Below are 12,547 nucleotides of genomic sequence, written 5' to 3'. Positions count from 1 at the left end.
TTTCTCGCCGTCGCGAGCGGCGGGCGGCCGCAGTCGCGCGGCTCGGCCCGACGGGACTATACGTCCGGCGCCCGGCGTGTCCGTGTGGATTCTCACGACGTTCGGCGCCAGTGGGCCGACCGCACCGGCGAGTACTCGCCGGCGTACTACGCCCACTACGGCCCCGACGAGACGAGCGAGTCGGTCCGCGAGATCCTTCGCGACCGCGTCGGCCGCGACGCGGCCGTGCTGGAGCTGGGCTGTAGCTCCGGGCGTCACCTCTCGCACCTGTTCGACGACGGCTTCTCGGACCTCTCGGGGGTCGAACTCAACGCCAAGGCCTTCGACGTGATGGCCGACCACTACCCCGACCTCTGGGAGACCGGCACCTTCCACGCCGACCCCATCGAGGACGTGGTCGGCGACTTCGACGACGACGCCTTCGACGCCGTCTACTCCGTCGAGACGCTCCAGCACGTCCACCCCGACGCCGAGTGGGTGTTCGCGGAGATCGCCAGGGTCACCGGCGACGTGCTCGTCACCGCCGAAATCGAGGACGACGCCGCCGACGCCGAACGGGTTGAGCGCGACGAGGATCCCGACGTGAACTTCGTCCGCGACGAGTTCCCCCTGTACTACCGCGACTGGGGGGAAGTGTTCGGCAGTCTCGGCTTCGAGCAGATCGAACGCCGGGACGTGAACCGGGACACCGTTCGGGCGTTCCGCGCCCGGTGAACGGCCGGCGGGGCGGTCCGTCCGAGCGCCGGCGCGCCCTCAGAGGCCCGAGAGCCCGACGCCGCAGGCGTCGCGGAACGCGCCCCGGACGACCTCCGACAGCGCCGGGTGGACGTGGATCGCCTCCGCGATCGTCTCGGCGTCCGCGCCGGCGGCGACCGCCGTGCTCACCTCGTGGATCAGCGTCGACGCCTCGGGTCCGACCACGTGACAGCCCAGCACCTCGCCGTCGGCGCCCACGATGGCTTTGACGAACCCGCCCTCCGCTTGCAGCACCGCTCCGAGAACGGTGTCGTCGTACGCGCAGGTCCCGACCTCGTACTCCTCCACACCGGTCGCGTCGTCCACCTGGTCCTCGGTCTTCCCGAGGCTCGCGACCTGCGGCGACCCGAAGACGGCGTGGGCCATCCCAGGGTACTCGACCGCCCGCTCGTCCCCGCGAACCGCGTTCGCGACGACGTACTCGGCCTCCTTGTCGCCGGAGTGTTTGAACGGATAGTTGCCCGCGATGTCGCCCATCGCGTAGACGCCGTCGACCGACGTTCGGAGGTACTCGTCGGTCTCGACGAACCCCTTCTCGTCCGTCTCGATCCCCGCGGCCGAGACGTTCCAGGTGTCGCTGTTGGGGCGCCGACCGGTCGCGAGGAGGAGGCGGTCGGCGCGGACCTCGATCTCGTCGCCGTCCTCCGACTCCGCGGTGACGACGCGCTCGCCGTCGTCGCCGGCAATCTCCGCGGCTCGATAGCCCAGATGCAGGTCGTGTTTCTCGCGGTAGGCCTCCGTGAGTCGTTCGGCCACGTCCCGATCCTCGCGGTCGAGGAGCACGTCGCCGCTGCCGACGACGGCCACCTCGCTCCCCATCTGACCGAAGAAGTGGCTCAACTCGACGGCGATGTAGCCGCCGCCGACGACCACGAGACGGTCCGGAAGCGAATCGAGCCGGAGCGCCTCGTCGCTCGTGAGGAACGGCGTCTCGTCGGTCCCGTCGATGGAGTCGGGGACTGTCGGGCGCGATCCCCCGGCGAGGACGACCGTCTCGGCGGCGACCCTGTCGGTGCCGTCACCGTCCGGACGTTCGACTTCGACGGTGCGTTCGTCCACGAAGCGGCCCTCGGCGTGGTAGAAGGTGAGGCCGTCGCGCTCGCGCGCCGCCGCGGCCATCGCCTCGGCTTTCGCGGCGACCGTCTCGGAGACGCTGTCGACGATATCCGAGAAGGCGATGTCGTCGACGGACGCGTCGATCCCGAGTTCGTCTGCCGCGCGGATCGACTCGACCACGTCCGCGCGGCGGATCAGCTTCTTCGATGGGTTGCAGCCGCGGTTCAGGCAGGTGCCGCCGAGGCGGCCCCGTTCGACGAGTCCGGTGTCAAGTCCCGCGTCGGCGGCCGCCGCGGCGACGGCGTTGCCGGTCCCGCCGCCGAGGACGAGGAAGTCGTGGTCGGGCATCTCGCCCGATCGTTGGGGTCTTCGACGGGTGGGGCTTTCGCCGGGGTCGCGCGGGCGTCCACGCCGGCCGGATCCCCTTACGTCTGCGGTTGCTCGTCCATCCGCTCGAAAAGCACGTGAACGGTGAAAGGTGGGTCGGCCTCGGTACTCATGGTTTCCTACTGATGTACTGCTAGAACCACGTTTCTTTACAATATCTGAAACTCCTAGAAACTATCGATTCGATCGAGTTTGTCTAGTTGAGTTTCTCTCTGACTGTCCCCGCGATTCCTGTTTCTGCGTCCATTACTCCGTCTGTGAAGCCCTCTTCACCATACCGTTCTCTTAGTATGGCTCCGATTCCGGCTCCGGCGAGTGCTGTGCTAGCGAGACCTGTGTAGCCGCTGGTGTCTGTGCCGGCTTCTTCTTCATTCCGGGGTACCACACCGGTCTTCTGGTATGTTTCTGCGAGTTCTCTAAGGTCGGTGTTTCGGTCGGCTTCGAGGTCGTGTACTGCGTCGAAGAATTCTGCTGCTTCGTGGTCGACCTCAATAAGCGTAGGATCTTCTAGTTCTCCGCCGACGAGTATTCCGTATGTATCTCCGTGATCTCCATTCAGTACGTAGTCTGTTAGGGTGTCTGAGAGATCCATACGGTACTTTTTATCGTCATCATTTCCGTCTACAATCGATTGTCTGTAGTCCTCAGCGAACGGCTCGTGAGCAGCTATCTGGAGAGGTGTTTCGCCCGGCGCTGGTGTAGATGTTTCTTCAGCAGGAGTAGACGTTGGCGTAGGCCGAGAAGTTATTTCCTCTGCCTCTTCACGACCTTCGAACTCTAATTCTTCATGAACACTGTTCCAGTTCGTGAAACCGACCATCTGGTCTCTAAACATTCCTTGAAGCTTATCCGGACTAATACTGTCTAACGCTTTATTCCAAGGCAGGTTAATCTCATGTCTCATGACTTCAAACTCAGACGCTCCAAAGTACATATCTGCTTGTCCATCAACGATTCCAATACTGCCTGGGTTCTTGAATTGGTAACTGTTATTCTCGAGGAAGAAGGTCTTGTGCCGATCATTGTCTCTGTCAATAACTTCTGCGCCGACTCTATTGGTTTCCTCACTTGTTCTTTTTACGAAGGGAATCAATCCCACTCTCATATCATCAATTTCCTCATCGTGTAGATCATTAGTTATATTTCTGAGAAAGAGAGAGTAGAACTGACCTCTTTCCGTATGAGAAAGAGTTGAGTCATCGAAACCTGATCCGGACACTGATGCTACGGATAAGGTTATATAGTGTTCAAATTTTTCTGGATTCAAATCTTTCATCTGTTCTTTAGCATTTTCATATTCTTCTTCATACATGAACTGGTGTAGGTCTTCTCTGTATAGTTCTTCTCTTTCGTCTCCGGTCATCTGGATTGTATGTGCTGTTTCTCTGGGTTCTAGGCTCTCTACTGTAAGTTCTTCTTCACCGTATTTTTGTAAAAGATCTTCTTCATCTTCGATCCGCAGGTACTCAAGCCCTCTTGTTGGTACTGCTGTTGCGGTAGGCGTGGGAGAGGGAGTTGATGTCTGCGTGGGCGTAGATGTCGGTGTGGGCGACGAACTCTGTGTTGAAGTAGCCGTAGCTCCGGGTGTATCTGCAGAAGTAGCTGTCCGAGTTGATGTGCTACGATCCGTATCCGATTCTGTTGAGGTGTTCTCTTCCCCACTATTCAGTGCAGAACAGCCCGTGATCAGTCCAGTTGTTCCCGCTCCAAGGAGTCGAAGAATCTGACGCCGTGACCGTTCATCCATACCCGATAATGACCTCTTGGTACCAAGTTAGTGGCAACGCTCTAAAACGTATTCCTTGATTCTCAAGTCATGGTTAGTCCTGTAGGATTCCCGTCATCACGTCCTCTGTGAGTCCGGATCTGTCTGTTCTATCGGCTTTCCTTCCCGCTCGTAGCAGAAGATTCAGTGCTTGTCGACGGTCTGTACTCTATATCCAGTCAATTTCCGAAATTGGCGTACTCCGAACTCTTCGTGTGGATTCCTGTACAGAAGTTCCAGAATGTCGTCCGTCGCCTGGTTCCGAAGCGGCCTCTCTTCACCCAGCGGGATGGGTACCAGAACGCCGGTCGCGTTTCGGTCAACTTCGCTGTCCACGGTCAATATTACTGACCAGAATACAGATACATTATCCTGAATCGACCCGTCACCTCCGGTTCCCGACTCTGCGCCGGGATCCCGGTCCGGATAGCCCTCTTCGGCAATGCATGGGTCTGACGCTCCGGATGTAGACGCTTGATCGACAACGCCTGTGTCTCTGGTTCGAAAAGCGTGGCCTCGGCACTCATAGGGGTCGTCACCGCCGGGTCGTCAGGCCGGCTCGGAACCGGGGGTCGTCATCGGCCGGGCGGACGTAGGGGGTCGTCCGGCAAGTCGGTTTCCACCGCGGGCCGCCGGGTCGTCGCCCGACCGTCCGCGAGTAACGCCGCGTTTCCGGGCGTAACTTCGGGTTGTCACGCCGTCGAACGCGATAACCTCCGGTTGCGCCGGCTACCCGGTGGCTAACTAAGCCCGTACCGGCGCAAGGGTGCGTGCATGGAATCCCAAGGCCAACACCAGGAAGCGATGCGAGCGGCGGAAGACACGGGGACAGACCCGGCAGTGCTCCTCGCGGCGGGATCGGTTGCGCTGTCGTGGTTCTTCTTCTACGCGAAGGGGGACAAGGAACAGGGCCTGTTCGTCGGGCTCTGGGCGCCGACCATCCTCGCGTTCGCCAGCTACTTCGAGCAGACGAAGATGAGCGACATGGTCGAGCGCGCGACCGGCCGTGACACCCTCGTCGGCCGCGTCGAGCGCATGGTCCAGAGCCGCACGGAGTAAGACCCCAGAGCGTCGACGCCGTATCGACACCCGCACCGGCCCCGCGGTACTGTCAGGCTTCCGAGGGTCGGTGGCTTTTCGCGGTTCATCACCGCCGAGCGGCGCGACTCCACGGAGCGGCGGGACACCGGCCGACGCCGCCGTCGCCGCGGTCCGTGAGACCGTACCAACCAACCGGGAGAGCTAAACCGGGGACGGAGCTACCCCTGCGTATGCTGGAGGTCGACGGGAGCGACGGCGGCGGCCAGTTGCTCCGGAGCGCGCTGACGCTGTCGATGCTCGACGGCGAACCCGTCGAGATCGACGACGTGCGCGGCGACCGCCCGGAGCCCGGATTGAAGCCCCAGCACCTCGCCGCGGTCGAGACGGCCGCGGCGGTCGCCGACGCCGAGGTCGAGGGCGCCGAACTGGGCTCGGAGACGGTCACCTTCGAGCCCGGCGGGGTCGCAGGCGGCCGCTACGAGGCAGACATCGGGACCGCCGGGAGCGTGACGTTGCTGTTCGACGCGCTGTTACCGCTGGCGACCGCGATCGACGAGCCGCTGTCGGTCACGGCGACCGGCGGGACCGACGTGACGTGGTCGCCGCCGGTGGCCTACTACCGCGCCGTCAAGCTCCCGCTCCTCCGTCAGTTCGGGCTCGCGGCCGCGGTCGAACTCGACCGGACGGGCTTCTACCCGGCCGGCGGCGGCCGCGCGACGCTGCATCTGTGGCCCTCGGAACTGTCGCCGCTGGACCTCGACACGCCGCTGGAGCCGACGAGCGCTCGCGTCTACTCGAAGGCGGCGACGGACCTGGCCGACGCCGAGGTGGCCGACCGCCAGGCCGACGCCGCGACGGACGCGCTCGCAGACCTCGGGATCGACCCCGTCGAGCACCGGACGAGCTACGTCGCCAGCGACAGCCCCGGCTCGGTCGTGGTCGTCCGGCTGGACGGCGCCCCCGTCGAGGACGGGACCGACGAGAACCGACGGCCGCTGGCCGGGTTCGACGCCTACGGCGCGCCGGACAAGCGGTCCGAGGCGGTCGCCGCCGAAGCGACCGACCAGGTCCGCCGGTTCCGCGGGAGCGGTGCCGCCGTCGACCCGCACATGGCCGACCAGTTGCTGGTCTTCCTCGCACTCGCGGGCGGCCGCGTCGCGGTCCCGGGGATCTCCGACCACGTCGCCACGAGTCGCGAACTGCTGGCGACCTTCGGCCGTCCGGTCGCCGTCGACCGGTCCGGACCGACGCCCGTCCTCGTCGCTGATCGGTAACTGACAGCCACCTCTCGCGGGAGCCGTCGGCACCCCTCGCGGTTGCGAACGGTTCCGACAGACCGTTCGAACGACGTTCACAGGAGTTCGGGGGAATTTGGGTCCCAGGTCGGAAAACCGTCTTGTACGGATCGCGACCTGTCTCCGCGTGGACGCCAGTCCGGAATCTCGACCGATGCCAGCCTGCGCACACTGCGGTACGCACGTCTCGGAACAGTTCGCACGCGTCTTCGCCGACGAGGGCGGCGAGGTCCACGCCTGTCCCACCTGCTCGGCCAACAGCGGGATCGCGGAAGTCTCCAGGGAACGGGCGGGGGAAGCCTGATCCCCGCCGACGCTCGGCCGTCACCGACGACCGACCGCTCTCCGGCGCCGACCCGTCAGTAGACCGCCGCGCGGATCTCCTCGTCGAGGTCGTCGAACTCGGCGAGGTAGTCGCGGCGCTCCGCGCGGAGGTCGGCGATCTGCTCGTCGGCGTCGTCGAGCGCGTCGCCTACGTCGAATCGGCTCGCGTCGATCCCCGGGACGGCGTCGGGGACGGTCAACCCCGTCGTCGGGTCGTCGGTCCACTCGATGCGGCCGCGGCTGACCTCCCGGAGGAGCGTCACCGTGTCGTCGACGCCGATGTCGCGGTCGCCGACGGTTCCCGTGTTGAGCAGGTACGCGTCGACGTCGAGGTCCGCGACGAGGTCGCGGAAGCGGTTGCCTTCCTCGCCCTCGGAGCCGACGATGAAGGGGTTGGTGCCGACGACGCGGATGGCCTCGCCGGCGCTGTCGGGGTCGCCCGCGCTGGTCTGGACGGACTCGCCGAGCATGAACGCCGCGGCGGCTTCCTCCGGCGAGAGCTTCGCCAGCGGCGGCATCGCGGGGTTGCGCGTGATGAAGAACACCTGGTCGACCGACGGGAGGTCGATCTCCTCGTCGGCCGAGGGGAGGTGCTCGCGCTCGACGACGGCGCGGGCGTTGGCGGTGTGGGCGTCGCTGTCGAAGTCGACCGTCCCGTCCGCCGCCACGTCGACGTTCTCCAGGACCGCCGACTCGTGGGTCGCGGCCTCGTAGAGGGCCGGCTGTTCATCGGGGTCGAGGCCGATGGTCTTGATGAACAGGCCCTCGCCCTCGCTGCCGGCGACGGTGCCGTCCGGGCGGAGCGCGCACACGTCGTCTTGGAGCATCGTCGCGTCCTCGGGCTCGTCCAGGCCGAGGCCGTGGGCGGTCAGCGTGGACTTGCCGGTGCCCGAGAGGCCGAGGAAGACCTGTCCGACCGTCACCAGGTCCGAGTCGTCGTCGGTCCCGGCGTCTCCGGCCTCGCCGTCTTCGGTTTCGAGGCGGACGCGCTTGGTGCCGGCGTGGAGGCCGAGCCCGCCCTGGCGCTTGGCGTCGAACATAAAGAGTCGCAGGAACGACTTCTTGGCCTCGCCGGTGTAGTCGGTCCCGAGGACGGCGGTGAACCCCTCGTCGGGGAGCACGCGGATGGCCACCTCGTCGGCGTCCGGAACCTGGACGGTCGTGAAGTCCGGGTCGGCGCCGTCGGGCGCGGGTTCGAACAGGTTGGCCCACGCCAGCGCGATGCGGCTGTACTCCTTCGGAACGTAGTACCGACAGACGTAGGTGCTGTCGGGGTGGCGACCCAGCTTGCGGTCCAGACAGACCATCTCGCGGTCCCCGGCAGCCTCGACCGCCCGCTCGACGTGCTCGTAGTCGACGGGACCGAACTCGTGGTCGACCGCGTTCTTCGTCCGCTCGGCGTTGCGCGACCGGTGCTCGCTGGTGTACGACGGCGAGCCGTACTCCGTCGTCGTCTCCTCGTCGCGCGCGTACTCGCGCAACGTCGCCAGCGAGGGGTCGTAGGTGACGTTGTCGGCTGTCGCGGGGTCCGCGAGCGCCGCGGTCGGGGACTCCATCGCCGTCCCGTGTTGTGACATCGTACCCGATCGATCACATCCGTCCGTTATAAAGGTGTCATTTGCACCATTCGTTTGCTAATCCACGGCATAGAATAAATTATTAAATACCGAGTAAATCGTTCGAGGCGGGCGGCAGGCATCCCGGTCGAGGCCGCCGGCGGTCAGCGGTCGGTGTCGTCCGACTCGACGCGCTCGCGGGCGGCGGCGACGACCAGCGGGAGAGTGATCGTCGCGTCGGCGTAGACGGAGGCGTTGCGGGCCGCCTTCTCCAGTTTCCCCCACGAGCGCGCCTCGTCGAGTGTCGCGCCGGACAGTCCCCCGGTCTCGGGGGTGTCCATCGTCAGCTGGACGGCGTAGTCGTAGGCGTCGGGCGCGACCAGCATCGTCTGGAGCGTGTAGTTCTTCGGGACGCCGCCGCCGACGACCATCGCGCCGGCCCTCTCGGCGTCGAACGCCTGGTCGGTGATGGTCGTCATGTCGGCCAGGGCGTCCAGCGTGAACGCGCTCGTCTGGGAGTACATCCAGGCCTGCAGGCCCAGCACGGAGTCCTGCACGGCGGGGCAGTAGATGGGTACGTCGTTCTCGTAGGCCGCCGCCGCGACGCCCGCGCCCTCCTCGACGCCCTTCGACTCGTTCACCTCGGCGTTCGCACGCCCGAGTTCCTCCGTGAACCGCTGGATGCTGACGGCGCCCGTCCCGCCGTCCTCGGCGCGCTCCTCGCACTCGGCTTCGAGCGTGGGGAACACCTCGTCGCGGAGGTGGCCTTCGAACAGCGCGAAGTGCTCCTGGGGGAGGTAGACGTTGTAGATGCGGTCGATGCCCTCGTCGCGCAGGCGCTCGTCGTGCTCGCGCTCGGTCTTGCCCTCGGCGTGGACCTGTCCGTGGTGGTGTTTGCCGCCGATGGCCTCGATGGCGTCGTGGGTGAGGTTCGCGCCCGTCGTGACGAGCGCGTCGATGTGGCCGTCCCGAATCAGGTCAGCGACGATACGGCGCATCCCGGTCGGGACCATCGCGCCGGCCAGGCCGAAGAAGTTGGTCACCTCGTCGTCACCGAGCATCTCCGCGTACACGTCGACGGCCTCGTGGAGCGCGCTCGCGCCGATGCCGGCGTCGCCGTACTCGTCGGCGAGCTCGCCGACGGTCATGCCCGCCCGCGCCTCCGCGTGGCCGATCGGGTCGTGCTCGAACGTCTCTCGGGGCGTCTCGTCGGTCATCGCTCGCCCCTCGGCCGCCCGCGCGCTTCAAGCCCGCGATCCGCCGTCGGGACTCGCCCCGCTACTCGACCGTCAGCATCGCGTCGCAACAGGACGAGCGATACTCCTCGGCCCGGCGGACGAGTTTGCACTCGCGGTAGCGGTGAGCGACGACCCCATCGCACGCCTCGCAGCGGAGGACGTACTTCGGGTCGGAGAACGCCTCGCAGTGGACCTCTGTGTCCAGCTCCTCGGCACGTGCCTTGAATTCCGACCCGTGGTCGGTGGTCCCGCAGCGCTGGTACTGTTCGAGGTGGACGAGTTCGTGCCGCAGGGTCGACTCCCACGCCGCGCGGTCGAACGTCTCGAAGGCGTCCCACGTCAGCGACAGCGTCGCCGGGAAGGGGCGTCCGTCCGCGATCCGACCGTTCGCGGCCTCCGCCGTGTCCCAGTCGATGGGCGTCCCGACCGCCGCTGCGGGGATCTTCGGGCGCTTGAGCGCGGCGGCGCGCCGCTTCGCCCGGGTCGACACCTCCCACTCGACGAGGTCGAAGCGCACGTCGACGACCCACTCGCGGCGGACCTCCTTGCAGTAGGCCCGCGACCACGCGAGGAGGTCCTCGTGGGCCGCGATGTCGTCGTACGACGGCGTCGTCACGTTGTCTCCGGTGAGGGCGCGCGGTCTCTTGAATCGGTCGCTCAGTTCGTCGTCGTGATCTCGACCACGTCGCGGTGGTCGAGTTCGGTGTCGGCGCCGACCTGCCGGCCGGAGCGCACGTCCGTCGCGTGGAGGAACCCCTCGCCGATGTCGGTGTGCAGGAAGTACGCGAACTCCTCGGCGGTCGAGCCGTCCGGGAGGACGAAACAGTCCTGGAGGAAGGTGCCGTCGTCCTGCGGTTTCTCCGCACCGGGGAAGACGGCGATGGCGTCGAGCACGTCGAACAGCGCGGTCTCCAGCGCCCGCTGGACGCCGGTCCCCTCGTACTCGGTCACGAACCCGCGGATCCGTTCGAGGCCGGCCGCCTGCTCGTCGCTCGGATCGCCGACGATATCGAAGTTCGAGTCGCCCGGGCGGTAGTCGACGACCCCCTGCTCGTCGGCCGACTTGAGCGCCTTCTCGGCGTGGGCGGAGACCGGGACGAACGTCAGGTGGTCGTAGTCGGGGTCGCTCGTGATCGCCTCGTAGTTGGCCTGCGCCGCGGGCTTGTCCATCTTGTTCGCGGCGACGACCATCGGCTTCGTCCGCAGGCGGATCTCCCGGGCGAGTTCCTCGCGGTCAGATTCCGTCCACTCGTCGGGGTCGAGCGCCAGCCCCTGCGAGAGGATGACCTGCTTCATCGCGTCCTCGCCGATGCCGAACGCGCTCATCTGCTCGGCCAGGTCGACCTCGATGTCCCGATCCTCGCCCTGGTAGCCCGAGCGGTAGCGCTCGATCCCCTTTTCCAGGATGTCGAGGTACCACATATCCAGCTCCGCTTCGAGGAAGTCGATGTCCTCGCGGGGGTCGTGGTCCTCGGTCGCCTCGCCCTCGATGTCGGTCTCGCCGGAGAAGTCGACGACGTGGACCAGCACGTCCGTCTCGTTGAGGTCCGAGAGGAACTGGTTGCCCAGCCCGCGACCCTCGTGGGCCCCGGGGACCAGGCCGGCCACGTCGACCAGCTTGGTCGGGACGAACCGCTTGCCCGCCTCGCAGTAGCCGGTGTTAGGGGTGCAGGAGTGGTCGAACTCCGGGGCAGCGCAGTCGACGCGGACGTACGCCTCGCCCACGCTCGGGTCGATGGTGGTGAACGGATACGCGCCCTCCGGCACGTCGTTCATCGTCGCGGCGTTGAACAGCGTCGACTTGCCCACCGATGGCTTGCCGACGAGTCCGATGCGGTAACTCATTGGCATCTGTATCCGAGCGTCCGGCTAAAACGTTTCCAATCGGATACGTCGAATCGTGCGTTCCCGTCCGTCTCGGTGGCTGTGGGCACGATTCACAATGTACACATCGAGTGAGAGACAGTGACACGACCGGCGGTGAAGGGAGGCGACTCGCCCCGTCGAGTCACCGGGATCCCTTTCCCGGTGGCGGCGAAACGAGGGGTATGCGCCGCAGAGCGGTCCTCGCCTCGCTGGGTGCCTGCGCGACGCTCGCCGGCTGTCGGGGGCTCGGTTCGCCCGACCGGACGGCCGCCGAGACGGCGACGCCGCCGGCGTGTGCGGGTCCCGGACCCCGCCGCGTCGAACTCGGAGAAATCGGGACACTTCCCGACGAGAGCGAGGTCTCCGCGGCGGTCTCCGCGGAACGCACCCGCTCGACGGCCGACGCGCCGGCGCGGTTCTCGGTCGGACTGCGCAACGACGGTCGGGACCGCGAGATCGACGTGACCGACGACACCCAGTGTCACCTCCTGAACCGCGGCAAGGGCCGGAGCGACCCGAACGGGCTCCGGCTGTACCGTGCGGGGGACGCGCCGGCCGACCGCGCGGGCGACTGCTGGACGCGCGACCGCTCGCCGCGGGACAGCGTCGGCTTCGACGGCTACGGCTGCGGGAGACACGCCTTCGAGTCCGGTTCGGCGACGGCGACCACCTACGAGGTCTGGGACGACTACACCGTCGACGGTTACCTGCGACCGGGGACCTATCGGTTCGACGTGTCCGTCGCGCTGTGGACCGAAACCGCCGGACGTGAGGGCGAGACGAACTCGGAGCCGGAGGCCGTCGACTGGTGGTTCGAACTGTCGGTCTCGGCCGGCGGTGAATGAGGCCGTCACGGAGCGGCGGACGAGTGGAGTAACCCTTACCTCTCCGACGGGCGACGGCGGATTCATGACCGAGAGTCCATTCGACGTGACGATCCGGGTGGCGGAGGTCGAGCGCGCCGAACCGTTCCCCGAGGCGAACAAGCCCGAGATGGTGAAACTCCGGCTGGGCTTCGGGGACGAGACGCGCCAGTCGGCGGCCCAGCTGGGCTACCACCACGACGCCGCGGACCTGGAGGGTCGACAGGTGCTGGCGGCGACGAACCTCGGGAGCGTCCGCATCGCGGGGTTCAAATCGGAGGCGCTGACCGTCGGCGTCCCCGGCGACGACAGCAACCCCGTGCTGGTCACGCCCGAGGAGTCGGTGCCGCCCGGCGGCGAACTGTACTGAGGATCAACTTTTTGTACCGGTCCGGCGGTA

General features: G+C 66.3%; 12 protein-coding genes. 6 read left to right on the top strand and 6 right to left on the bottom strand.

Annotated elements, in window-relative coordinates:
- The first annotated feature begins 84 nt into the window (after positions 1–84).
- Entirely contained in the window at positions 85–714 is a 630-nt protein-coding gene (locus tag ACMGFI_RS13500) for a methyltransferase domain-containing protein (protein WP_436910289.1), read from the top strand.
- A gap of 39 nt (positions 715–753) precedes the next feature.
- Here ACMGFI_RS13500 and ACMGFI_RS13495 read toward each other — a convergent pair whose 3' ends face one another.
- On the bottom strand, positions 754–2,160 hold the full coding sequence (locus ACMGFI_RS13495; RefSeq protein WP_436910288.1) for a dihydrolipoyl dehydrogenase family protein: 1,407 nt from the start codon (positions 2,158–2,160) through the stop codon (positions 754–756).
- A gap of 235 nt (positions 2,161–2,395) precedes the next feature.
- On the bottom strand, positions 2,396–3,946 hold the full coding sequence (locus tag ACMGFI_RS13490; protein ID WP_436910287.1) for a hypothetical protein: 1,551 nt from the start codon (positions 3,944–3,946) through the stop codon (positions 2,396–2,398).
- A 792-nt stretch (positions 3,947–4,738) separates the two neighbouring features.
- Between ACMGFI_RS13490 and ACMGFI_RS13485 the strand changes: the two genes are divergently transcribed.
- The 3 genes from ACMGFI_RS13485 (at position 4,739) to ACMGFI_RS13475 (ending at position 6,604) form a co-directional block, all read left to right on the top strand.
- A complete protein-coding gene (locus ACMGFI_RS13485) occupies positions 4,739–5,023 on the top strand; it encodes a hypothetical protein (RefSeq protein ID WP_436910286.1) in 285 nt (94 codons plus the stop codon).
- A 212-nt stretch (positions 5,024–5,235) separates the two neighbouring features.
- Positions 5,236–6,279, top strand: a complete 1,044-nt coding sequence (gene rtcA, locus ACMGFI_RS13480; RefSeq protein WP_436910285.1) for an RNA 3'-terminal phosphate cyclase — start codon at positions 5,236–5,238, stop codon at positions 6,277–6,279.
- Between the two features lie 175 nt (positions 6,280–6,454).
- Complete coding sequence (locus ACMGFI_RS13475) at positions 6,455–6,604, top strand: DUF7563 family protein (protein WP_006883967.1); 150 nt, start codon at positions 6,455–6,457, stop codon at positions 6,602–6,604.
- 55 nt (positions 6,605–6,659) lie between these two features.
- Here ACMGFI_RS13475 and ACMGFI_RS13470 read toward each other — a convergent pair whose 3' ends face one another.
- The 4 genes from ACMGFI_RS13470 to ACMGFI_RS13455 all read right to left on the bottom strand — a co-directional run bounded on the left by ACMGFI_RS13470 (position 6,660) and on the right by ACMGFI_RS13455 (position 11,263).
- The gene (locus ACMGFI_RS13470; protein ID WP_436910284.1) at positions 6,660–8,201 is read right to left on the bottom strand and encodes a phosphoenolpyruvate carboxykinase (ATP); all 1,542 of its coding nucleotides are present in this window, start codon (positions 8,199–8,201) and stop codon (positions 6,660–6,662) included.
- Positions 8,202–8,344: 143 nt separating this feature from the next.
- Positions 8,345–9,397 carry a deoxyhypusine synthase gene (locus ACMGFI_RS13465; protein ID WP_436910282.1) on the bottom strand — a complete coding sequence of 351 codons (1,053 nt, stop codon included), beginning with the start codon at positions 9,395–9,397 and terminating at the stop codon, positions 8,345–8,347.
- Positions 9,398–9,458: 61 nt separating this feature from the next.
- Complete coding sequence (locus ACMGFI_RS13460; RefSeq protein WP_436910281.1) at positions 9,459–10,034, bottom strand: SprT-like domain-containing protein; 576 nt, start codon at positions 10,032–10,034, stop codon at positions 9,459–9,461.
- A 41-nt stretch (positions 10,035–10,075) separates the two neighbouring features.
- Positions 10,076–11,263 (bottom strand): redox-regulated ATPase YchF, encoded by a 1,188-nt coding sequence (locus ACMGFI_RS13455; protein ID WP_436910280.1) that lies wholly within the window; start codon positions 11,261–11,263, stop codon positions 10,076–10,078.
- A gap of 203 nt (positions 11,264–11,466) precedes the next feature.
- Between ACMGFI_RS13455 and ACMGFI_RS13450 the strand changes: the two genes are divergently transcribed.
- Positions 11,467–12,129 carry a hypothetical protein gene (locus tag ACMGFI_RS13450; RefSeq protein WP_436910279.1) on the top strand — a complete coding sequence of 221 codons (663 nt, stop codon included), beginning with the start codon at positions 11,467–11,469 and terminating at the stop codon, positions 12,127–12,129.
- A gap of 64 nt (positions 12,130–12,193) precedes the next feature.
- Positions 12,194–12,517 carry a tRNA-binding protein gene (locus ACMGFI_RS13445; RefSeq protein WP_436910277.1) on the top strand — a complete coding sequence of 108 codons (324 nt, stop codon included), beginning with the start codon at positions 12,194–12,196 and terminating at the stop codon, positions 12,515–12,517.
- Positions 12,518–12,547: the final 30 nt, after the last annotated feature.

Source organism: Halosimplex marinum (assembly GCF_051414075.1).
GTDB classification, from domain to species: Archaea; Halobacteriota; Halobacteria; order Halobacteriales; family Haloarculaceae; genus Halosimplex; species Halosimplex marinum.
This window is presented reverse-complemented; position numbering and strand designations above follow the sequence as displayed.